This window comes from Pseudomonas marincola (genome assembly GCF_900682675.2).
GTDB lineage: Bacteria > Pseudomonadota > Gammaproteobacteria > Pseudomonadales > Pseudomonadaceae > Aquipseudomonas > Aquipseudomonas marincola.
This window is the reverse complement of record NZ_LR215729.2, coordinates 1,684,686-1,708,609: the sequence shown is the minus strand read 5'-3', so window position 1 is coordinate 1,708,609 and position 23,924 is coordinate 1,684,686. Positions and strand designations below refer to the sequence as shown.

The following is a 23,924-nucleotide window of genomic DNA, read 5'->3' as shown; positions in this document are numbered from 1 at the left end:
CCACAGCCTAGCGCAGCCGAATTGGTCGATCTTGAACGATATTGCTCACTTGCGCGTTTGTTGTGTGACCACTCAGAGCGAGGCTATTCCGGCGCTGGCATTGCGGTAAGCGCCCGGCCCCACGCCGTACACCTGCTTGAACTGACGACTCAGATGGCTCTGATCAGAGAAACCGAGCTGCATGGCCACCTGCGCCGGCATGCAACCTTGCTTGAGCAATGCCCGCGCCTGCGCCAATCGCCGCTGCTTGAGCCATGCATGAGGGGGCAAACCCGTTGCTCGGCGAAAGACCCGGGCAAAGTGAAACGGCGAGAGATTCACTGCAGTGGCCAGCTCTTCAAGCGACGGCGGCGCGGCTAACTGACTGTTAAGCAACTCCTTGGCCAGCTCGACCGCACGGGCTTCACGGCCGGGCGCAGCGGGTTCGGCGACCTTGGCGTAGCGTTGAAACAGCAACAAGATAGCCTCACGCCAGACAATCTGCTGCTGCAAGGCATCGGCACCGCCTTCAAGCAACTGATGCAAGCCGGTGAAAGCAGCATGCAGTTGCGGGTCGTGCAGCACGCTTAGCGCAAAGCCAGGCAGCCCTGATCCCGCCAGATCAAGCTCTTGCAGTACGCCCTGTACCTGGCGGTTGTCGGGATAAAAAGCGCGGTAGCGCCAGCCATCGTCATGCGCTTTGGAGCCGGTATGAACTTCGTCGGGATTGATCAGCACCATGCTGCCTTGCGGGGCCAGGTGATCACTGCCGCGATGACGGAAGCGCTGTGCGCCGTTCTGGATAACGGTAAACACAAAACCCTCATGAACATGCGGCGCAAACCGCTGCTGCACATACCGTGCGTGCAAAAGTTCAACATCAGCCAGGCCCTTGGCCTGCCAAAACCGGGTTTGCTCCAGCGCCTCGTTCATTTTTTGCTTAACCGCCGAATCCTGACTCGATCATTTTCTTCACCGCTGGCCACTCCTGATCAGTAATGCTGTACAGCACGCTGTCATCCAGCCGGCCTTCAGACAGTCGGCGATGATTACGCAAAATGCCTTCGCGCTGCGCACCGATTTTCTCGATGGCAGCTTGTGCGCGCAAATTACTGGCAGCGGTTTTCAACTGCACACGCACCATGCGCCAGCCCTCGAACGCGTGGCGCAGCATCAGGTATTTGATCATGCTGTTCAAGCCGGTGCCATGCTGGCCTTTATCCAGCCACGTCCAGCCGATCTCACACGCGGGCAGCGTCGGCATAAAGTCGGCGTAGCGCGTGGTGCCGACTATTTCAGTGCCCAGGCGAATGGTGAACGGCAGCGCGCGGCTGTTCTGCTGCTCGACGATGCCCTGCCGATACCAGTCCAGACGTTGTGCGCCGCCCATATAAATGAGTTCATTGCGGTTGGCTTCGGCGAGCGACACCAGCGCCGGAATGTCCGCGTCCATCATCGGCTCAATCCGCAATGCGCCGCGTTGCAGGGTAATCAACTGGGGTTTGAACATGCCGTCCCTCCTTTCACTCACGCAGACGGTGCCTGAATGCAAACCGGCAACGCTAACAGGCTGAGCGCTGGTTCACAAACCAAACAATCAGCGCACATATGAGTTTTAACTGTTTGCGACCTTAGTCGCGACTGACGAATGCAGCCTTTGCTGCGACACTATCCGCCACTGCCCGTTAAACCGTTGTCTGGTTGCCCAAAACATCACAACGCAGCGTATTAATTGACTGGGCAAGTCTTATTAAGTTTTGTGCTTGGAGTTTGCATGCCGTTGTCCAGCGGGCTGATTGCCGGAGTCGCCCTGATCTACATGGCGGTGCTTTTTAGTATTGCCTTTTACGGCGACCGTCGCCGCACCCCGCTAACGCCGAAAATTCGCGCCTGGGTTTATAGCCTGTCGCTGGCGGTGTACTGCACCAGCTGGACCTTTTTCGGTGCGGTGGGACAGGCCGGCGAGCAACTCTGGTCATTTTTGCCGATCTATCTGGGTCCGATCATTTTGATGCTGTTTGCGCCCTGGGTGCTGCAGAAGATGATCCTGATCAGCAAACAGGAAAACATCACCTCGATTGCCGACTTCATTGCCGCGCGCTACGGCAAATCACAGCCGCTGGCCGTGGTTGTCGCACTCATCTGCCTGGTCGGCGTACTGCCTTATATTGCCTTGCAGCTCAAAGGCATCGTGCTCGGCGTAAACCTGCTGATCGGCTCGGGCGCTGGCGCCACCGGCACCCGCGCGCAAGACACCGCGCTGATCGTGTCACTGGTACTGGCGCTGTTCACCATTTTGTTCGGCACACGCAACCTCGATGTCACCGAACACCACCGCGGCATGGTGCTGGCGATTGCCTTTGAGTCGATCATCAAATTGATGGCCTTTTTGGCTGTCGGCGCATTCGTCACCTTCGGTCTCTACAACGGTTTTGGCGACCTGCTTGGCCAGGCCCGCGTCGCGCCGGAGCTGAACGAGTTCTGGAGCGTGGCGGTCAACTGGCCGTCGATGCTGGTGCAAACTGCCGTGGCCTTTATCGCGATTGTCTGCCTGCCGCGCCAATTCCACGTCACAGTGGTCGAGAACATCGAGTCCGGCGACCTGCGTCTGGCGCGCTGGGTGTTCCCGCTGTATTTGTTGCTGGCCATGCTGTTCGTGATCCCCATCGCACTGGCGGGCCAAATGCTGCTGCCAAGCGGCGTCACGCCCGACTCCTTCGTGATCAGCCTGCCGCTGGCCGAGGCGCATCCGGCGCTGGCACTGCTGGCCTTTATTGGCGGCGCTTCAGCGGCCACGGGCATGGTGATTGTCGCATCGGTCGCGCTGTCGACTATGATTTCCAATGACATGTTACTGCCCCTGCTTCTGCGCCGACAAAACACCGAGCGCCCTTTTGAAGCGTTCAGGCACTGGATGCTCTCTGCCCGGCGAGTGAGCATCGTCCTGATTCTGCTGATGGCGTACGTGTGTTACCGCCTACTGGGCTCCAGCACCAGCCTGGCCACTATTGGCCAGGTTTCCTTCGCCGCCATTGCCCAACTCGCCCCGGCGATGTTTGGCGCCTTGGTCTGGAAACAAGCCAACCGCCGGGGCGTATTTGCCGGCCTCGCGGTTGGCGCGTTCTTCTGGTTCTACACCCTGGTTGTGCCGCTGCTTGCCGAGAGCCTGGGCATTTCTTCCCACAGCGTGCCGGGCCTGCATGCACTGCTTTATGCGCCGGTAGGCTTTGAGGTCGACCCGCTTACCCGTGGCGTGGTGCTGTCACTGGCGGCCAACTTCACGCTGTTTGCCTGGGTCTCGTTCTTCTCGCGCACACGTGTTTCCGAACACTGGCAGGCCGGGCGCTTTATCGGTCACGACTTCGGCCACAAGCCCAGCGGACGCAGCATGCTGGCGGTACAAATCGCCGACCTGCTACTGCTCTCCAGCCGTTTTGTCGGTGAGGACCGTGCGCGTCAGAGTTTCGTGCGTTTCGCTCAGAAGCAAGGCATCGACTTTCACCCGAGCCATCCGGCCAATACCGATTGGATCGCCCACACCGAGCGCCTGCTCGCGGGTGTCCTCGGTGCGTCCTCAACGCGTGCGGTAGTGAAAGCGGCAATCGAGGGCCGCGAGATGCAGGTTGAAGATGTTGTGCGCATCGTCGACGAAGCCTCCGAGGTCCTGCAGTTCAACCGGGCGCTGTTGCAAGGCGCCATCGAGAACATTACTCAAGGCATCAGCGTGGTCGATCAGTCACTGCGGCTGGTGGCCTGGAACCATCGCTACATCGAGCTATTTGAGTACCCGGAAGACCTGATTCATGTCGGCCGGCCGATTGGCGACATCATCCGCTACAACGCCGAACGCGGCCTGTTCGGCGAGGGCAGCGTCGAGGCTAACGTCAGCAAGCGCCTGTACTGGATGCGTCAGGGCACACCGCACACCTCCGAACGCCTGTTCCCCAACGGCCGGGTAATTGAGCTGATCGGCAACCCGATGCCGGGCGGCGGCTTTGTAATGAGTTTCACCGACATCACCGAATTCCGCCGCGCCGAGAAAGCCCTCAAGGGCGCCAACGAAGGCCTGGAACAGCGGGTTGCCGAGCGCACCCATGAACTCTCGCAACTGAACTGTGCCCTGAGCGAAGCGAAAGCTCACGCCGAATCCGCCAACCAGTCGAAAACCCGGTTTCTGGCAGCAGTCAGCCACGACCTGATGCAGCCACTCAACGCGGCGCGATTATTTTCTGCGGCGCTGTCGCATCAGGAAAACGAGTTGCCGGGCGAGGCGAAAAAACTGGTACATCACTTGGACAGCTCACTGCGCTCAGCCGAAGACCTGATCAGCGACTTGCTGGATATTTCTCGCTTGGAAAGCGGACGCATTACCCCGGACCGCAACGCTTTCCCCCTGAGCAATCTGTTCGACACGCTGGGCGCCGAGTTCAAGGTCATGGCGTCGGAGTATCACTGCGACTTCCACATGCGCAGCACCCGCTTGCGTGTGGACAGCGATATCCGCCTGCTGCGAAGGATTTTGCAGAATTTCCTGACCAATGCCTTCCGCTATTCGCAAGGCCGCGTGTTGCTCGGCGTGCGCCGTCAGGCCGGGCATTTGCGTCTGGAAGTATGGGACCGTGGCCCGGGAATTCCGGACAGCAAACGCGCGGTGATCTTCGAGGAGTTCAAACGCCTCGACAGCCATCAGACCCGCGCCGAAAAAGGCCTCGGCCTTGGCCTGGCGATTGCCGACGGCCTCTGCCGCGTGCTCAACCACAGCCTCGAAGTGCGTTCATGGCCGGGCAAGGGCAGCGTGTTCAGCGTTACCGTGCCGCTGGCGCGCAACCCGCAACCCAAGCCGCAGCTTGCACCTGCTCACACGGAACAACCGGGCCAACTGCTTAACGGCACGCAGGTTATCTGCATCGACAACGAAGACAGCATTCTCACCGGCATGCAGAGTTTGCTCTCGCGCTGGGGGTGTCAGGTCTGGACAGCGCGCAGCCGCGCCGAATGCGAGGCGCTGTTCAACGAGGATGTGCGCCCGCAACTGGCGCTGATCGACTATCACCTTGATGAAGGCGAAACAGGCACTGAGCTGATGGGCTGGCTGCGCACGCGTCTTGGCGAACCCGTGCCTGGCGTGGTGATCAGCGCTGACGGGCGACCTGAACTCATCGCCGAGGTGCATGCCGCAGGTTTGGATTACCTGGCCAAGCCCGTTAAACCGGCGGCCTTGCGCGCCCTTTTGAGCCGTCACCTGACCCTGCGCTGATGTGTAACGAGGCTGTGTCTCATCTGCGCAGCTAGACTAGGGAGAACTTCGGTGATGGGACACCCGCATGACGCCAACAGTCGAGTTAGCCCTGAATTTGCTTACAGCCCTGGCGCTGGGCTTACTGATTGGCACCGAACGCAGCTGGAGCCAGCGTAGCGAGGAAAGCAACAGACTGGTGGCCGACATTCGCACCTACGGCCTGGTCGGCTTGCTCGGCGGCCTGGCTGCATTGTTTGCGCAAAAGTTCGGCATTGCCGCCTGGATCAGCTTGTTGGTGGTCTTTGTAGTGCTCGGCTACACCAGTGAACAGCGCAAAAAGGGGGCGGGCGGCCTGAGCAGCGAAATCGCCATGGTGCTGACCTTTCTTCTGGGCAGCCTGGCAGTCAGCGAATACCGCGAAATCGCCGCCGGTTGCGCGGTCATCATCGCCTTGCTGCTCAGCTTGAGAGAACCGCTGCACAGAGTGGTCGGCCAGCTTACCGCTGCCGAACTCAGCGGCGCGCTGAAACTGATGTTCATCTCGCTGGTAATGCTGCCGGTGCTGCCGAATGTCGGCTACGGCCCGTGGCAGGTCTTCAACCCTTACACGACATGGTGGATGGTGGTGCTGATTGCCGGCATCGGCTTCGCCGCCTACGTGGCGATTCGGTTGGTGGGCACCCGTTACGGCATCGTCGCCACCGCCCTGCTCGGCGGCTTGGTGTCGTCCACCGCGATGACTCTGACGTTAGCCCGCCTGCATGACAATAAGCGCTTACGCTCGATTCTCGCCTGCGGCCTGCTCGCCACCTCGGCTCTGATGTTTCCGCGCATCTTGCTGATCACCGCCGCCGTTAACCGTGAACTTCTCGCTCAGCTGATTTTGCCGCTTGGCCTGGCCGCGTTGGTCTATGCATCCGGTGCGCTGCTGCATTTTCGCACTGCAGGTGAAGAATTGCAGGGCGAGGTCGAACCGCCATTGAAGAACCCCTTCGAGCTGGCGCCGGCATTGCGCTTCGCCCTGCTTTTGGTAGCCATTTTGTTCATGGTCGAAGCCGGTCGCTACTGGCTCGGCGATACCGGGGTGTATCTGGTATCGGCGCTGTCCGGGCTTACCGATGTCGATGCCATCAGCCTGACGCTGGCGCGCAGCTCATTGAGCGACCTGAGCGCAACCGTGGCTTATCAGGGGATATTCATCGCCGCGCTGGTCAACAGCCTGGTCAAGGCACTATTGATCATGCTGATTGGCGACCGGGCGCTGGCGTGGCGCACGGTGCCGATCATGCTGGCCGGGTTGGCAGTCGGGCTTGCTGCGCTGTTCTTGCAGTGAGCGTGCAGCCACTGCGCGAACGGCTATTCCTCCAATGGCAAACCTGCTGCCTGCTCAAGTAACTCGGGAGACAGGCTTTTGCTGGCGCGCGCGCCTAAAAGCTTGAGGTTCTCGACCCGGCTGATGATATTGCCACGGCCCTCACAGAGCTTATTGCGGGCGGCGCTATAGGCTTTGTCGAGTTGCTGCAAGCGTGAGCCCATTTCATCGAGGTCGACGATAAAGGCGTAGAACTTGTCGTAGAGTGCGCCCGCGCGCTCAGCAATTTCACGGGCGTTCTGGCTTTGCCGCTCCTGACGCCACAGGCCATCGGTGACGCGCAACGTCGCGAGCAAAGTGGTCGGGCTGACCACCACAATATTTTGCTCGAACGCCTCCTGAAACAGCCCCGGATCAGCCTGCAGCGCCGCCGCAAATGCAGCCTCGATAGGAACGAACAGCAGCACAAAATCAAGGCTGTGCAGCCCTTCAAGGCGCTGGTAATCCTTCAGCGACAACCCCTTCAGGTGACTGCGCAACGACAACACATGCTGCTTGAGTGCTTGCTGGCGGGTTGTGTCATCTTCTGCGGCCACATACTGCTGATAAGCCGTGAGGCTGACCTTGGCATCGACCACCACCTGCCTGTCGCCTGGCAGATAGATCAACACGTCGGGCTGAAAACGCTCGCCTTCGGTGCTGCGCAAGCTAACTTGGGTCTGGTACTCACGCCCCTTCTCAAGCCCGGCATGCTCAAGCACACGCTCCAGAATCAGCTCACCCCAGTTGCCCTGAGTCTTCTGGCCCTGAAGGGCACGGGTCAGGTTAGTTGCCTCATCACCCAGACGCTGATTGAGTTGCTGCAGGCGTTCAAGCTCCTTACCCAGCGAGAAGCGCTCGCGGGCCTCTGTCTGGTAGCTTTCCTCGACGCGCTTCTCGAAGGCTTGTATGCGTTCCTTGAGCGGGTCGAGTAACTGCCCGAGGTGCTGCTGGCTGGTTTCGGCGAAGCGCTTTTCGCGCTCATCGAAAATCTTCCCGGCAAGCTCGGCAAACTGCGCACGCAGCTCATCACGTGAACCCTGCAAGTCCTGCAAACGCTGCTGATGGCTGTCTTGTTGTTCACGCAACTCGGCGCTGAGCGCTGCTCGTTCGGCTCCCAGACGACGCAACTCGGCTTCCTGCTGCTCGCGCTGGGTTTGCCAGGATTGCGCCGCCTCGCGGGCGACCTGCCGCTCATGCTGCAACAGTTCTGTCTCGCGACGGGTCGCCGCCAGCTCAGCTTGCTGGTCGGATTTGATCTCGCTGATTTCAGCTAGTTCGTGGCGGGCGTCATCCAGCTGCGCAGTTAATCCGGCTTGCGCCAGTTGCGCGCCGCTGAGTCGTTCCTGGAGCAATTCGGTTTCGGAGCGGAGCGCAACGATGCGCCGCTGGATCACCAGCGCCAGCCCGAGCATGGGAATCCCGGCAGCCGCGAGGCCGATCATTAAGGAAGGCAGATCGAAAGGCATGGGCATCTCCGCTTGAATATAACTGGAAGTATAACCAGTAGTTCAAGCGGACGTCAGTGCCTCATTAAACCTCGTCGAGGAGTTTTTTGGCTTCTTGCGAACCACGAGCTGCCGCCAGTTCCAGCCAATAGCGTGCGCGCTGTGGCTCATTGTGGCGTGGCTTCAAGTAGTAACGGCCCAGCTCCAGCGGAGCATGGCTGTCACCGGCACGCGCGGCGTGGCGCAACAGCTCCATGCCCATGCGGCGGTCACGCGGGTTGCCACAATCGCGGCAAAGCATTTGCCCAAGACGGCTTTGCGCCAACACTTCCCCTTCACGGGCCGGCTGTTTGAGCAGTCGTCCAGCGAAACGCTTAACACTTGGCGCATGGCCAAGGCGTGGGCTATCCAGCAACCAGATCGCAACCCGGGTGGGCAACTTGGAAGAGGCATTGGAGGTATCAGCAGTGAGACGTGGCAGAACGCGAGGCATGAGAAAACAGCGGTAGATGGAAAGGCGCGCAACTCTACTCCTTTTTTCTCAGAGGTAAACCCCTGCAAACAGCAATTTTTGCTCGGACCGGTAATGCCGCAAGACAATCCACAGAAGCTGTGGATAACTCTGGGGGTAAGATGGGAGCAATTCCTCAAAGCGCTGATGCTACGGGGCCTGAGGTTAAACTGACGATTTTTTCACCAGAAAAAAAATTGATATTTTTCATTGACTTAAAAAATGTTTAAGCAGAATCAAGGATTTACGCGCGGGACTGAATCAAGCGTCATAAGGCGCATCTTCTATGTGCACAAGTCAATTTAAAATAACTGTTTGATGCCCTTTTTCAGGGCATTTTCAGTCGCTTTATAACCACGGCTCATTACACCGCCAATCGGCCACCTCGCTGAAATCCACAGCCCAAGCGCATCGCGTAAAAATCAATAAAAACTTTATTATCCTTTAGTGCGACAACACGACGCGCACAACAATATGACAATTGTTCGTGTGGCCAACCGAAAATGCCTGACGGGTAAAAAATCTTCCGGCTTTAAAAGCGCTATTGGCCCGTCGATTGCTGGCGATTGATTACCACTATTTCTTCCTTCAGCGCGCACTCTGCGCGCAGTTAAACCGCCCGCAGCTTTATTGCCGACGCCACTGATGTGGATAACTCCTGGCTAATTGAGGGTGGCAGTGCTGAGGCCAGTGGCGCAGACGCCCCGCTCTGCCCAGAATTACAGCCCGTCGATTGGCACGTATCCCTGCATGCGGTAACGTCCACGGCACATTCAGAGCTCGGCTAAACTTGCAGCCATCTGGTGATCGCTTAAGGCCGTGCAAAGGACGCAAAGCCCTGATGGAACAATTGTTGTGAAAATTCGGCGACTTGGGCACAGCCTCATCGGCCTGCTGGTATTGCTGATCGTGCTCGCTGTCCTGGCCTACATAAATACCCAGCGCGTGCTGCAAAGCCAGGGCATCGACGACATTGACTGGCAGGGACTGCAGGTATCGCTGCAAGGCGTCCATGTCGGGCAACTTAGCCTCAGGCAACACGGCAGCGAGGGTGCAGCCTTGCAGCTGGAACTCGGCGAGGTGGATTTGCTGTGGCGGCAATTCAGCACCCTGCCGCCGTTCTGGCAACATGTACGTATTGGCCAGGCCACTGTTGACTGGCAGCCAGGCACGGCGCAGGAAACCACTCAAGCCAGCGCCGAAAGCGTCCTCAACCAGTTGAGTGAGATTGCCGGGATGCTGCCCCTCACCGGCCAAATCGACAACCTGCGCGCCACACTGCCCTGCACCAGCGGTCGCTGCACCTTGCTCGGCTCTGCAACGCTGAACAAACTGGCAAGCTCGCCCGCCAAGCTGCAAGTGCAGCTCGACCTGCGTGAACAGCAACAACGCATTGCTTTGTCCAGCGAGCTGGAAATTAGCCCGCAAACCCTGCAACTCCAGCTCGGCGTATTGGTTGACGATCAGCCGCAGCTGGGTCTGCACTTTACTGCGGATAATGCAGCCGACGGCCTTGCGCTGAGCGGCAATCTCGCAGCGCCCGATCTCAATCAGGCGACCACGTTGCAACGCTGGCTCAGCCATTGGGTATTGCCGGCGAACACCGCATTGCCACAAGCACCAGGCGCAGCATCGCTGGCGGCCAATTGGGATTTGCACGCACCCAGCCTTGATCAGCTGATCAGCGCAACGGGCACTGTTGATGTACAAGCCAACCTGCCCGAGCCCTGGCCTGTACCGGGGATCGGCCAGTTGCAAGGCAAGCTGGCGCTGGCGGCAGACAGCAATGAACAAGGCTGGCTGATCAAGCGACTGGAGGCCGACCTTGGCCTTGAATACCTCTCGGCGGATCTACTCGCCAAGCTGCCTGCCGAGCTAAAGGTCGAGGCTTTGCAGTTGCGCGTCCAGCCTACAACCGCTGCGGCCCATCTAGCGCCCACACTGGCGGATCGCTCACTGCCGCTGACACTCGATTTAGTCAGTAAAGGGGCCAGCAATATCAGCCTGCAAGGCAACCTTACGCTCGCCAACTCCCTACCATGGGCACTGCAACTGACCGACGCCACCCTGACTGCCGACACCCCGCGCCTTAAATACACAGGCTACAAACTGAGCACGCCAAAAGCGCAACTGCAGCTGGATGCTTACGCCGATGCAGAGGCCATCGAGTTGAGCATCAAGAAAAACTCGACGCTAAGGTTGAGCCAGTTAAGTGGCGCAGGCGTAAAACTGAGCAACCTCGAAGCCAGCACCAGCGGCCTTGAATTCAGCGCAAGCACGCCTTCTATAGCCGATAGCTGGCAAATGGACGGCGCACTCAAACTTTCAAGCAAACGCCTTCAACATGAACAATTGCACAGCATGGGCTGGGATTGGCAGGGATCGATCAAAGGTTCCGGCCATGCCGGTGACACGCCGCTGCAGCTGAACCTGAATGGCAAATTCAGTGCCGATAGCGGCCTGCAACTGCCGGCAAAAATCAGCTACGCCAGCAACGGCCTGACAATTGAGGCCGAACTTGCTGAGCTGTTTTTACGCGCCGGCAACCCTCTGGCCAAGACTCTGAAAAGCTGGCCCGCCTTACTGGATCTCAATCAGGGCAGATTCAAGGCTGATGCGACGCTCAAGCTGCCAGCCGGCAATGGCAAGCTGAAACTGGACGCCAACATCACTGGCAAGGGCGTTGGCGGGATTTATGATCGAACTGAGATCAGCGGGATCGATGGCAATGTGCGCCTACAACTCGACGGCCAGAACCTGCGCGCCGATATCAAAACGCTAAAAATCGAGGAAGCCAATCCGGGGATTCCGGTCGGACCGATCCAGCTACGCGGCAGCTACAACACGAAACTCAACACACTGGACGCTGGCCTGCTCAAATTGAATCTTGCGCAGGCTGGCTTGCTCGGTGGCAACGTCAACATGGCGGCCGGCCAATGGGACATGAGCCAAAACCAGTGGCGGTTCCCGGTTAATGTGACGGGGCTGCAGTTACAAACACTGTTCGCCCTGTACCCCGCAGAAGGGCTCTCTGGCAGCGGGCTGATTGACGGCTACCTGCCGATGATCGCAACTCGCCAAGGCGTGCATATCGACAAAGGCGAAATACACGCACGTGCGCCAGGCGGTCGCCTGCGCTTCGATAATGACAAGATCAAAGCGCTGGGCCAGAGCAATCCGGCGATGCAGTTGGTGGCACAATCACTGGAGGATTTTCACTACACCACGCTTAACAGCGACGTTGGCTACAGCGAGCAAGGCAAACTGCAATTAGGCTTGCGCCTGGAAGGGCAAAATCCGGCAATAGAGAACGGTCGCCCCATCCACTTCAACATAAACCTTGAAGAAAACATCCCCACGTTGTTGGCCAGCTTGCAGCTGAGCGATAAAGTGAGTGAGATTATTCAGCGGCGGGTGCAAAAATTCATCCTGGAGCGCAACAATAAATCCACCTCGCCCAAAACCCCATAAGGGAGTACGCACAATGCGCATCAACTACGCACTCGCTGCGGTGTTGCTAGCTTTACTGAGCACAGCCTGTACCCCAACGGTGCAACTGGCGGTGCCGAACGAGCCGATCAATATCAATCTCAACGTCAAGATCGAACACGAGATCTACATCAAAGTTGATAAAGCGCTGGACAGCATGTTCAGTGAATCAAGCGGACTGTTTTGAGGAGCCACACCATGACCCTGCCTAAACGAATTGCCAGCCTGATGCTGTTACTCAGTTTGAGCTTGCCGGCCCTTGCCATGAACCTCAACGAGGCCATGTCCGAACTGGGCAACGCCAAAGCCAATGGCTTGGTGGGCGAAATGCCCAATGGCTACCTCGGCGTGGTCAAGTCCGCTGGCGAGGCAGATGCGATCACCAAGTTGATCAACCAGGCGCGGGCCAACGAATACCAGAAGCTGGCTCAGCAGAATGGCATTCAGAAGACCGATGTCGAGGCGATTGCCGGTAAAAAAGCCATCGAGAAGACCCCGGCAGGCCAGTACATCCAGCTAAATGGGAAGTGGATCAAGAAATAACTGTGGCAGGCGCACCGGCTTCGGGCCGGTGCTTGCCCAGTAACCAAGGACCTCTATACTCAGCGTTCCTGCAGAATTGATTGTGCCCGCTTAACTTAGCCCTGATCGGGCCGATATACATACTAAGGATCAGTATTGGTTGACGCGCACGCTGTAGTTTCTGAATTGACAGGAAGCGGTATGAGTCCAGAAAGCCCAAAAGAAAAACAACACCTACTCTCACTGATCTGGCCCTTTATCGGCATTGCCCTGTTCCAGGCCCTGCTGCTGCTCATCAGTCTGAATGTGTTGTCTTCGGTCCGCGCCTACGTCAATGGTGAAAGCCTCTGGTCCAAAGGCTACAAGGATGCAATCTTCTTTCTGGGCTTGTACGTCGATAAGCCGGATGAGATCTACCTCAAGCAATACCAGCAGGCCATAGCTACCCCGCTGAACTTCCAACACGCCAAGAGCGCACTCGAAAGCCCGGTTTTTGATCCGCATGCCGCTCAAAGAAGCCTGGTTGCTGGCGGAATCGACCCGCAAGATGCCCCTGGCATGGTGACCCTGTACCGCAATTTCAGCCGATTTGGTTTCATGAGCAGCTCCATTAGTATCTGGAATGAGGCAGATTCGTTCCTGATCGAAATCGAGCAGCTGGCAAGCACTATCGAACAAACAGTTGCAAGCGGTCAGGTGAATGAACAGCAGATAGCCAACTGGAAAGCCCAGATATACAAGCTCAACCGCAACGCGACCCCGCTCACTGAACAGTTCAGCGTTGAGCTGGGGAGAAGCTCGCGCTCACTCAATGAGGTCCTGATCTGGCTCAACCTGAGCATTGCTGCTGCTTTAATTCTGCTGGCCTTATCCCGCACCGCAAAGCTCATGCGCCAACGCAGCGAATTTGAAGACGCACTGGCAACGGAGAAAGAGCGGGTGCAAATCACTCTGGCGTCTATTGGTGATGCGGTTCTGACCATCGACGATGCCGGCAAAATTGACTACATGAACCCGGCTGCCGAGCAACTGACCGGCTGGCGCGGAGCGAACGCCTCGGGTCTGGCACTGGACAAACTGCTACCCGATGCCGGAACGCAGTCAGTCGCACCGGCGACCGCTATTCTTGAGCAGATGTCATCAGACAACAACGAGACCACTGCACATAAGCTCATGCGTGCCGATGGCAGTGCCGTGGTGGTCACGCTTATGGCGGCGCCGATCCGTAATCAGGACAAAATCAGCGGCATGGTGCTGGTGTTGCACGACATGACCCGCGAGCATCAATACATCGCCAATCTCTCATGGCAGGCTAGCCATGATGCTCTCACCGGCCTGTTGAACCGCCGCGAGTTTGATCGCCGGCTATCGCGCAGCCTCGAAAATCTGCAACAACAGCAGAGCGAGCACGCGTTGATGTACCTCGACCTCGATCAATTCAAAATCATCAATGACACCTGCGGCCATGCGGCTGGCGACCAGTTACTGCGCCAGGTTTGTACGGCGCTGCAAAGCTGCCTGCGTGAAAACGATACGTTGGCCCGCCTCGGCGGCGATGAATTTGGTGTACTGCTGGAAAACTGTCCGGCGGATATCTCCACAAAGCTGGCCGAGCAATTACGCCTGGCTGTGCAGGCGTTGCGCTTTAGCTGGAATGGCCGCAGTTTCAATGTGAGCGCCAGCATTGGCCTGGTCACGTTGGGTCAGAGCCAAGTCACGCTTGAGGAGTCCCTGCGTGCGGCGGATGTCGCCTGCTACATGGCCAAGGATAAAGGCCGCAACCGCGTGCAGTTGTATCATCCAGAAAACACCGAGCTGTCGTTGCGCTTCGGTGAAATGGCCTGGGCACAGCGTATTCATCAAGCCCTTAAAGAGCATCGCTTTGAGCTCTACGCCCAGGAAATCATGCCCGCGCAGAAGGACCTCGACGGCGGTATTCATATCGAGTTGCTGCTGCGCCTGCGTGACGAAGACAATCAACTGGTCGCGCCCGGGCACTTCATGCCTGCCGCCGAGCGTTACGGGCTGATGCCAATGCTCGACCATTGGGTGGTGGAAAATGCCCTGGGCATTATTATCGAGCGCAAAAATGCCGGGCTGGAACCGATACAAACCTGTGCAATCAACCTCTCGGGCAGCACCATCGGCGACCCCGAATTTCTTGCGTTCCTGCGCCAGCAACTCAAACGGCCCGGCATTGATCCGCGGCAAATCTGCTTTGAAATCACCGAAACCAGCGCCATTGCCAACCTGACAGACGCCATGCATTTCATCAAAGAACTGCAGGTGCTGGGCTGCAAATTCTCGCTGGATGACTTTGGCGTCGGCATGTCTTCATTCGCCTACCTGAAGAATCTGCCGGTCGACTATCTGAAGATCGATGGCGGCTTCGTCAAAGACATGCTCAGCGATCCGATTGACCGAGCGATGGTCGAGATGATCAACCGAATCGCCCAGGTGATGGGCAAGGCAACCATTGCCGAATTCGTCGAGAACGAGCAGATCCGCCAAGAGCTTGAAGATATCGGTGTCGACTACGTACAGGGCTACGGCATCGCCAAACCCCACCCGTTCAACAAGGAAAGTACGCTTGTCAGTGGTGCTGCTTTTGCAAATCGCAAGCGCACTGTTCAGACGAGCCATTGAAGGCGTGGGGCTCGCAATCAGTTGCATTGAAATAAGCAATAAACGCCGAAAGTGATCTTTGCCCAACTGCGACCAACTCTGTTTCTACGATTCACTGTCAGCGCTGACGTCTACTACAGGAATGGGCTCAATTGCCCACGCTTTGGCGTTATGCCGCTCGGGGCTGGGGATTGCGCAGGCCTTGCGCCCGGTAAATTCTTGGGCGAGACGCGCCTCATCAATGCGCCAACCCTGTTGCTCAAGTTGCTGCACACGCTTGCGAAAGGCAATTTGCAGCGTATCCGACTTAACCGAGACCTCCGTCTGCCAGGTGTCCGGGACTCGCTCCGGCCGCACATTTTTCAGCACCGCATGGTCTTGGTCGAAAATACGAATATTGCTGGCGATAAATTTTCGATCCAACAGGCGCGAGCGCAAGAACGTGCGCCCCATCATCCACCAGGTGCGCGTATGGGTGGCGTCGATTGGGGTATGCGCAGAGACAATATAAATCCGCCAGCCCTTGGGCAGTTCTAACGCCAAGGTGGTACATGGGCCGGATAAATGAAAGCCTGGCACCGTCCCGACACTGACCCGCTCTGTTGAAGATTTGCGCCGCAACATACCCAGGCGTTTTGGCCTGTGCATGATCATGTGCGCCTGAGCGCTCCAGTCGGCAAGCTCAACATCGAATGCGTCCATTTCCGGATGCTCGGCATCACCAAATGTAGAGCCATGGACAAACGGCGCGTGCGCGAAATCCAGGCCGTTTTCGATAATACGGTCCCAGCTCGCCTGCCAATCGTAGTGCCCGGACACCACACGTACCTCGGGGTCGTCCAGCCAATCGAGTGTGGGCAACGGCGGACGCTGCGACTCCGGCAGATCGCCCAGAAAAGCCCAGATCCAACCATAGCGCTCCACGGTTGGATACGCATCGACCCGCGCCTTAGCCGGAATGCGCAGCTGCGGCTGCGCAGGAATATGCGTACAAATACCATCTGCAGCAAAGCGCCAGCCGTGATACGGGCACTGCACACTGTCGCCTACCTTGCGCCCGGCAGACAACGAGCCACCACGATGCACACAAATATCTGAGAGCAATTGCGCCCTGCCCGCACTGTCGCGAAACGCGACAAAACGCTGCCCGAGCAACTGCACAGGCGCTAATTCAGCGGTTAGCTGTGACGCGGGAAGCACGACGTACCAGAGGTTTTTCAACATAGGCGCTGCTCGATCTAAAAGGTTTCAACGTGAGCGGTTCAAGTCTTATGAACCCTGGCAGCGTGAGCAGTTCATTAGCAGGCCAAACAGCACTGATAACACCCGCCACTCAGAGGGCAATTCGCGAGAATGTATGACCTTCTACAACTGACGCTCCATGGGTAGCCAACCCAATATTGTCGACATCACTCTGCGCCCGATTCCCGCCTCAGGTTCGCTGTCATGCTCAATGTTGCCATCAGTCCAGTGAAGCTGGTCGTCACGCAGCTCCAGGCGCCATGCGTGCTGCGCATCTGATTGCACGCGGAACAACGCTTCAAGTTGCTCTGCCACCGTGCCCTGACGCATAAGAACTCCCTGTTCGGTATTGAGCTCATTGGATCTGGGATCGAGGTTGTAACTGCCCACGAATACATTGTGGCCATCGACCACGAGCGCCTTGGCATGCAGGCTGGCGCCGGACGAGCCAAACAGGCTCGCCCGGGGTCGCTTGGCCGATATCGGTTTGAGCTCCCAAATTTTCACCCCGGCCTCCAACAGACGCTTGCGGTATTTCTCATAACCGCTGTGCGCGGCCACAACATCATTAGAAGCGAGCGAGTTGGTTATCACCCTGACATCCACCCCTCGTTTGGCCAGTTCAGTAATCACTCTTGCGCCATTGGGCCCTGGCACAAAATAGGGAGACAAAATCCATAGCGCCTTTTTAGCGCCCTTGGCCTGAGCCAGTATCTGGCCGTATATATCTGAAACCCCATCAGCAGCAAATGCTTTGAGCGGCTCGTCACTGAGGAACCTGAACTGATCCGTCCAGTGCAGACGCCAGTTACCCAAATTTATCTTCTCAACCAGCGGGTCACGTCGCAGCGTATCAGCCAATTGCGTGGCTTCTTCTGACTGTTTGAGGCCGCTTAAGGTATGCCGCAAGGCTAACAAGGAATCGTGATTGACGTGGTCGGGAGCCAGCAACCCGGCTGGATAACTCAAGGATGAATTCCAATAGCGATCAAATGAATCGGAGGCTTCGCGCACCACCGGCCCGACCATAACCAATCCAAGATCAACGAAATTCACCTCATCACTCGCGCCAAAGTACTCGTCGCCAATATTTCTGCCCCCGACAAAGGCAATGCGGTTGTCGACGATCCAACTCTTGTTATGCATTCTCCGGTTAACCCGCTCGAAATTGGCAACCATCTCGGTAAATTTGCTGAAGGTGCCAGAGCGAGCACTGAACGGATTGAAAAAGCGCACGGAAATATTCGGATGTGCAGCCATGGCCGAGAAGCTGAGGTGTTCTTCTCGCGCATCCATGTCATCGACCAAAATCCGCACCTTTACCCCGCGATCGGCAGCGGCCAGCAGGGCATTAACGATGAAAGCCCCTGTGTTGTCCGGATGCCAGATGTAGGTTTGCACATCAATACTGCGCTCACCGATAGCCGCTGACGCAGAGCGCAAGGCGAATGCTTCATAACCATCAGCCACCAACCGAAATCCACTTGCTTGCAGATGTTGCTTTTCTACTGATTCAAGTGCTTGGTCAAGATTCGTCGTTGAGCCAGGGGCTGAAACCGACTCAAAGGGACGATTAGCAGGCAACTGCGGAAGCTGAGCGCACGCACTGACGAGCACCACGATGATGGGCGCAATGAGCTTGTCTATGCACTTCATTGCTAAACCTTTCCTAACCTGCACAAGCCAGAACCGCCTAACCAGCCTTGGTTAAAGCGCCAGATTGCCAGAGTTTGCGGCGAATGTTTGGTAACTACTGGGAAATTCTAGACGGGAATTGCCTGTTGCATCCCTCACTTCATACCAGAGCGCCTGGGACGCTGCTGAAAAGCAGCGAGTACCGCTGGTGCCTTGGTTGATTAGACGGTAAACACGATTCGCTCATCCGTGGTGCGTGACCATGCTTCTTCAACTTGATCCAACGCCACGGCCTGAGCTTCGACCTTAAGCCCCGCGGGGGCAATTGCGTTGAGTAACTGCCCCACAACTTTAACCAGGTCGGCATTGGAGATACTCCCTAAACCGCTGCCCATGATCTCCAGTCCGGAGCCACGCAGCGGCCCAGCAGCCAACGCCAAGCTGGGACCAGCCAGACCACCGATATTAACGAAGCGAATCCGCGGCGCAGCCTTACCGCTGCCATAACTAACCGCTGCATTTATAAAGCAGTCAGCGGGTGCACCCCATAAGTAATCCAACACAACGTCGATACCGCCACCTTGTATCTCTTCACGGAACGCCGCGGTAAGTTGCTCTACAGGCTGATCCAAGCAAATAAAATGGTCGGCCCCCAGCTTACGTAAATCCCCTTCTACAAGTGGATTACGGGCCGTTGCGATAATCCGTGAAGCCCCCAGGTAACGTGCAACTTGAATGGCCAAACGCCCGGAAACACCAGCAGCGCCATTAATTAGCACCGACTCACCGGCTTTGAAATGCGCACGCTCTTGCAGCGCCGCCCAAGACGACATGCCAGGGTTGGCAATAGCCGCAGCAGTTATATCATCAACACTGTCGGGCAGCCCGACGCATTGATCAGCACTCACCGCTACGGTTTGCGCCATTGCACCCACAGGCCCTCGCGGAAACGCGAAGTAGACGCGCGAGCCGTCAGCTAACACACCCACACCATCTGCGCCTGGCACCATGGGCATGGTCTTGCCGCTGCTGTAATGCTTGCCACTTGCCTGCGCCCTTACCAACTGGCTCAGCGCCGCAGCCTTGACCTGCACCAATACCTCACCCGGCTGGATAATCGGTGTAGCAATTTCGCCGAAGATGGGCGGCTCGCCGAATGCATGAACGATAGCGGCTTTAATCATGAAAAAGTCCTTTGTAATGCTGAGCTGCACGCAAATGCGCTGCAGTACTGTGAGCAACACTCAATCATTTAACAACCTTGGCGCTTTTGCGAAACGCAAAACACAGCGTGTGCCCGCTTGTGACAGGCACACACTGTGTAGCTTGATAAATGCAAGTTAAAGCAGTGCCCGGCGTTCGTGGCTCCGGGCACTGGCATGAGCATCCTGTTCATGGCTTGAAGGCAATTCATCAGTGCCTTATTCAGACATCCAGTCCTCCCCCATATGTGAGGGTGAATACGCTATATCTGAGACCCCATTCAGCCTTCAGTTGCACGGTCAGGACGCAGCCGTGGAAATAACCGGTACGCATTGTTGCGCGCGATTCCTTCATGCTCAGCCTTGGTCAAGCCGCTCAGTTCACGGGCACCTTTTACATTGGCTGCAACCATCTTCGGCGGCGTGAAGGGGAAATCACTGCCAAACATGATATGGCTAGTGCTCGTTATCTGGCGCAGGCTTTCAATTGCGCCATCATGGGCCGAGCCGGCTAAATCGTAATACAGTGATGCCAGCACTTGGCGCACCTCTTCCCCTCCACCCTCAGGCTTAGGCTCTAGAAACGGCAGCGCGGCGAACGATTTAAGTCGGTACGCGAGTGCAGGTAATGCTCCCCCCGCGTGCGGCACGATCATGCGCACATTCGGGTGGCGCTTGAGCGTTCCGGCAAACAACAAATCAGTAACAGTGCGGGCAGTATCCATCGGAAACTCGATGATCGGTGCTGGTCGACCTAAGCCCACTGCTTCAAAGCAAGCTGGTGATGTTGGATGCAGAAACAAGGTGGCTTTACGTTTATCCAGCGCTGCAAAAAGCGGCTCTAATTTCGGATCCCCCAGATACATACCGTCTAGGTTGCTTTCAATTATTACGCCATCGAGTTTCAGATGATCGAGCGCATATTCAAGCTCTGCCAGTGATGCGTCGAGATCAGGCAGTGGCAAGGTAGCGAAGGCGCCGAATTTTTTCGGGTTACGACTGACAACATCCGCGGCAAAATCATTCAACTGACGCGCTAGTTTTTGCCGTGCTTGCGGCTCTTTGAGAAAGCCAACTGAAGGGGAAGACACCGACATCATCATGGCCTCAATGTCGTGCTCCGCCATTAAATCCAACGCTGCCTGCTCCGACCATTGAGGAACGGGGAACCCGCCATCTAAAGTTACCAGGCCCGCATCTGCCAGTGCTTGGGCATAAAACGGTGGTAAATAATGCGCATGCACGTCGACCAGGCCGCAGCTACAGGGCTTGCCCGGCGAGCTTAAAGCGTCAGGACCTGGCTCAGCAGCTACAGCGCCAATCGACGCAACAGCCAATGCAGTACCTGCCACAGTAGTTCCGGCAGCAGTAAGAAATGACCGTCTGTTTTGCTTGAACATACACTCAACTCCTAAATCGATTATTTGAAATATTCTGGGTTGCTTTAGGCATTCGCCAGTTTCAAGCCTCGATATTTACTGGCTGGCATCCTTGGCGGTTTGATATTTTTTGACCTCATTGCCGTAGTGCAATTTGTCAGCAAGCTGAGGATTCCAAAGAATGCCGTTACGCTTCTGACAGGTACTCCACTGCTTCAACAACTCGGTTTTAACCTGTGGCTGCTCATCGCTTAGATCATTAATTTCTGACGGATCTCGTTGCATGTCGAAGAGCTCGAACTCACCCGTACCCCAAGGCTTGTTACTGAAAGCGAGCTTCCACTGCCCTTTGAACAATGCGACGCGTCCAAACAGCTCAGTGCATTGCACATCGTCGGGATTGTGCACGCTCTTCTTGGAGTTGCGTAAAAAGCCCAGCGCCGAGGTACCTTCAATCTTTGCAGCGTTTGGATTGATGTCTGTTGGCTGCTCCGCACTAGCGACTTCGAGAAAGGTCGGAGCAATATCCTTAACACTCACATAGGTGTCGGATATTTCACCGCTACGCATGCCAGGGCCACTTATGAATGCAGGGGTTCGGATCCCTCCTTCATAGGTTGAAGTTTTGTACATACGAAACGGTGTTGAGCTGACTAACGCCCACTGAGGCCCGTAGCTGGCAAACGAGCCTTGCTTGCCAATATTGCCTAAGCTGTTATCGAAATTCTCTCGGATCCACTTCGGGTTCACGGGGGTAATGTCTTCTGGCCCACTGCCCTCTGCGCCGTTATCAGAAAGGAACACGAAGATCGTATTGTCATATTCACCCGTGTCCTTGAGATAAGTCACCAGCTTGCCAACGTTGTCATCCATATTGGTGACCATGGCGGCATAGATCTCCATACGACGAACTTCTAAGGCACGCTCTGTGGCCGACAGATCTTCCCAGACTGGCCACAGACCGGGGCCAGGATTTGAAACAACATCTTTAGCGATGATTCCCTTGTCTTTCAGGCGCTGCAGGCGAGCGTCTGCAATGGCTTTATAGCCTTTGTCATAAACACCTTTATAACGCTGCAAATAGGCTTCGGGCACCTGTAATGGCCAATGCGGTGCGGTGTAGGCCAGGTAGCCGAAGAACGGTTTGTTGTCTTTACGTGTGGCAATATCGCTGATCAATTGGTCGGTATAAAAATCAGTCGAATACTTAAAGCTTTTAGGCAGATCGACTTCTTTACCGTCCTGACGGTAAGTGGCCTTAGGCCGCATCGGGGTAACACCACCCTGGGTAAAATGGTGAGCCGAACCATCCAGCAGAGCAAAGGAACGCTCAAAGCCCCGGGCTGCCGGGCTCAACTCAGGGGTTTTGCCAAGGTGCCATTTACCGGCCATAAAAGTGTGATAACCACTCTCCCGTAATAGCGTTGGGAATGTAACCACACGGTCAGTCAGATACCCCTCATAGCCCGTTTTGCCCTTTTGCTCAGGTAAAATTGTCTCAGCCATAGTGCCCACACCTGCAATGTGGTTGTCAGTGCCGGTAAGCAACATAGAACGGGTTGGTGAGCAGGTAGGCGCCGCATGAAAATTGGTTAGTTGCACGCCGCTGTCCGCCAGGGCATCCAAATGTGGTGTCGCAATCTCACTACCAAAAGCACCTAAGTCCGAATACCCCAGATCATCGGCCACAATGAGCACGATATTCGGTTTATTTGAGTCGTTGCTCACACTGGCCGCCTGACAACTCAGGGTTGCAAGTACATTTAGCGAAGCGGCTAATGTAAGCATTTTGAGCACACAGAATTTATCGGCTAAGCGCATATTTCACCTCATCAATCTGTTTTGATATCGAATTGGGTAGGGACAAAAAGTCCGTTTCTAAAAGAGGAATTGGGTGTAAATGCCCAGGTAATCACTGTTCACCCCATTGATGTCTTTCAGGGCCTGTCCAGCCTGAACATGGGTGTAACCGACATGCACTTTGGCGAAGCGGTTTACCTGCCAATCGAGATAGAGGTTGGTATTGGTTGCGACATGCCGAGCGTCTCCCTGATTGGCCGCATAAGGGGCAAGTGTTGGGTGGAAATAAATTCCATCGTCCGTACTTTGCCGGGCCAGGTATTCAACCTGCAGGGTTGTTGTCAGCTTCGGCGTCCAATCCAAGGTCAGTTGTGGGCCAACATTGATCAGGTTCATCGCGGCAAACCAGTTGGCATCGGTGAACAGCAAAGCGGGGGCCGCTGATATCGGCGCAAAGGTGTTCAGGGTTGAGTCTGATGAATCCTTGTCGCCACTAAAGGCGTTGGCACGAACGCCCAAGCGCGGAGTCAGAGGCAGATCGGTGAATCGATAGCCGGCATCGCTCATCAATCCCCATGCACGGATCTTCTGCCCTGCTGTGCTGCCGCTTTGCCAAACGGCTTCCAGGTCATAGTCCCAGGCATCAATGCCGCCATACAGCCGAGAACCAAAACTGTTACGGCGCTCTTTGCCAACAGCGTTGTTGTAGACCGCCAGGTCTCGACCGCTGCTGTATAGATAGAGATCGAGCTTTCCGTCCTCAAATGGCGAGGCTATGTTTGTGGCATAAACACCTGAATGATCCTTGGTTCTGTCCGGTTGATTATCGAACTCGTCAGGATCGATATCGGTAGGGTGAACAGCAAAGGCATCAATCCGAGTTCCGGGTTTGAGTAACAATGAAGCTTTAACGCCATCGTATGTGTAGCGAACGTTGGCGCCCTCACGCAGGCCCATCAAGCGGCCGCTTCCCAACGGCATAACGAATCGCCCGGCGCGCAAAACAGCGGTGCCAAGCTGATTGACCGGTGCCGATAGATCAACAAACATTTGCTGTACGTCAGTGCGATCATTGTTGTAGCGCGTAGGCACATCAGCCCCAAACTCACGGTTATCGCCAAGCTCGACAAACAGGCGAAACGCAGAGCCCAGATGCAGGTCACCGCTGAGGCGAATACGCTGCTGAAGCATGCTATTGCCCTTATCGGCTCCACGCGTACCTAACAGAGAGTGCTCATAGTCCAGATACTGGTAACGCAGCTCTCCCCCAAGGGAAAAGTAGTCTTGAGGGTCAGCCGAAAGCGGGATGTAACGCAACGCTCCGAGAAAGTCCGAGTTACGCAGTTGCGGGTCAGCCAAATAGCTGGGGTCATCTGCCCAGGGTATGTTGGCGGCCGCCGGCAGCGATCTCTCAGCGGCGTGCACATTATTTAGAGCAAAAATTGCAAGACAGCACAGCGCAGTAGCCGCGCCCGCCAGGGTTTTGTATGGGTTATTCATCG

Annotated in this window: 16 protein-coding genes; 6 read left to right on the top strand and 10 right to left on the bottom strand. The window is 56.4% G+C overall.

What is annotated here, in order from left to right:
* Window positions 1–72 precede the first annotated feature (72 nt).
* Window positions 73–912 carry a helix-turn-helix transcriptional regulator gene (locus PMYSY11_RS08030; RefSeq protein WP_150548841.1) on the bottom strand — a complete coding sequence of 280 codons (840 nt, stop codon included), beginning with the start codon at window positions 910–912 and terminating at the stop codon, window positions 73–75.
* Window positions 913–919: 7 nt separating this feature from the next.
* Window positions 920–1,489 (bottom strand): GNAT family N-acetyltransferase, encoded by a 570-nt coding sequence (locus tag PMYSY11_RS08025; RefSeq protein WP_069901713.1) that lies wholly within the window; start codon window positions 1,487–1,489, stop codon window positions 920–922.
* Window positions 1,490–1,753: 264 nt separating this feature from the next.
* On the opposite strand from PMYSY11_RS08025, the gene PMYSY11_RS08020 reads away from it, so the two are divergent.
* Together PMYSY11_RS08020 and PMYSY11_RS08015 are read left to right on the top strand one after the other, a co-directional pair.
* Window positions 1,754–5,236, top strand: a complete 3,483-nt coding sequence (locus PMYSY11_RS08020; RefSeq protein ID WP_150548840.1) for a hybrid sensor histidine kinase/response regulator — start codon at window positions 1,754–1,756, stop codon at window positions 5,234–5,236.
* Between the two features lie 67 nt (window positions 5,237–5,303).
* On the top strand, window positions 5,304–6,551 hold the full coding sequence (locus tag PMYSY11_RS08015) for an MgtC/SapB family protein (protein WP_150548839.1): 1,248 nt from the start codon (window positions 5,304–5,306) through the stop codon (window positions 6,549–6,551).
* 23 nt (window positions 6,552–6,574) lie between these two features.
* On the opposite strand, the gene PMYSY11_RS08010 is transcribed toward PMYSY11_RS08015, so the two are convergent.
* Both PMYSY11_RS08010 and PMYSY11_RS08005 read right to left on the bottom strand, forming a co-directional pair.
* On the bottom strand, window positions 6,575–7,924 hold the full coding sequence (locus tag PMYSY11_RS08010; protein WP_172970710.1) for a DNA recombination protein RmuC: 1,350 nt from the start codon (window positions 7,922–7,924) through the stop codon (window positions 6,575–6,577).
* A gap of 178 nt (window positions 7,925–8,102) precedes the next feature.
* On the bottom strand, window positions 8,103–8,510 hold the full coding sequence (locus tag PMYSY11_RS08005) for a tetratricopeptide repeat protein (protein ID WP_090510755.1): 408 nt from the start codon (window positions 8,508–8,510) through the stop codon (window positions 8,103–8,105).
* Window positions 8,511–9,383: 873 nt separating this feature from the next.
* Between PMYSY11_RS08005 and PMYSY11_RS08000 the strand changes: the two genes are divergently transcribed.
* The 4 genes from PMYSY11_RS08000 (at window position 9,384) to PMYSY11_RS07985 (ending at window position 15,185) form a co-directional block, all read left to right on the top strand.
* A complete protein-coding gene (locus PMYSY11_RS08000; protein WP_150548837.1) occupies window positions 9,384–11,999 on the top strand; it encodes an intermembrane phospholipid transport YdbH family protein in 2,616 nt (871 codons plus the stop codon).
* 13 nt (window positions 12,000–12,012) lie between these two features.
* Window positions 12,013–12,204: a YnbE family lipoprotein gene (locus PMYSY11_RS07995; protein ID WP_090510762.1), complete on the top strand. Its 192-nt coding sequence runs from the start codon at window positions 12,013–12,015 to the stop codon at window positions 12,202–12,204.
* 11 nt (window positions 12,205–12,215) lie between these two features.
* Entirely contained in the window at window positions 12,216–12,560 is a 345-nt protein-coding gene (locus PMYSY11_RS07990) for a YdbL family probable chaperone protein (RefSeq protein ID WP_150548836.1), read from the top strand.
* Window positions 12,561–12,740: 180 nt separating this feature from the next.
* Window positions 12,741–15,185 carry an EAL domain-containing protein gene (locus PMYSY11_RS07985; RefSeq protein ID WP_150548835.1) on the top strand — a complete coding sequence of 815 codons (2,445 nt, stop codon included), beginning with the start codon at window positions 12,741–12,743 and terminating at the stop codon, window positions 15,183–15,185.
* 84 nt (window positions 15,186–15,269) lie between these two features.
* On the opposite strand, the gene PMYSY11_RS07980 is transcribed toward PMYSY11_RS07985, so the two are convergent.
* The 6 genes from PMYSY11_RS07980 to PMYSY11_RS07955 form a co-directional block, all read right to left on the bottom strand.
* Window positions 15,270–16,388 (bottom strand): aromatic ring-hydroxylating dioxygenase subunit alpha, encoded by a 1,119-nt coding sequence (locus PMYSY11_RS07980; RefSeq protein ID WP_150548834.1) that lies wholly within the window; start codon window positions 16,386–16,388, stop codon window positions 15,270–15,272.
* Window positions 16,389–16,529: 141 nt separating this feature from the next.
* Window positions 16,530–18,062: a phospholipase D-like domain-containing protein gene (locus PMYSY11_RS07975; RefSeq protein WP_150548833.1), complete on the bottom strand. Its 1,533-nt coding sequence runs from the start codon at window positions 18,060–18,062 to the stop codon at window positions 16,530–16,532.
* A gap of 200 nt (window positions 18,063–18,262) precedes the next feature.
* On the bottom strand, window positions 18,263–19,225 hold the full coding sequence (locus PMYSY11_RS07970) for a quinone oxidoreductase family protein (protein ID WP_239655551.1): 963 nt from the start codon (window positions 19,223–19,225) through the stop codon (window positions 18,263–18,265).
* A gap of 299 nt (window positions 19,226–19,524) precedes the next feature.
* A complete protein-coding gene (locus PMYSY11_RS07965) occupies window positions 19,525–20,643 on the bottom strand; it encodes an amidohydrolase family protein (protein WP_150548832.1) in 1,119 nt (372 codons plus the stop codon).
* Between the two features lie 75 nt (window positions 20,644–20,718).
* On the bottom strand, window positions 20,719–22,443 hold the full coding sequence (locus PMYSY11_RS07960) for an arylsulfatase (RefSeq protein WP_150548831.1): 1,725 nt from the start codon (window positions 22,441–22,443) through the stop codon (window positions 20,719–20,721).
* Between the two features lie 57 nt (window positions 22,444–22,500).
* Complete coding sequence (locus PMYSY11_RS07955; RefSeq protein ID WP_150548830.1) at window positions 22,501–23,922, bottom strand: alginate export family protein; 1,422 nt, start codon at window positions 23,920–23,922, stop codon at window positions 22,501–22,503.
* Window positions 23,923–23,924: the final 2 nt, after the last annotated feature.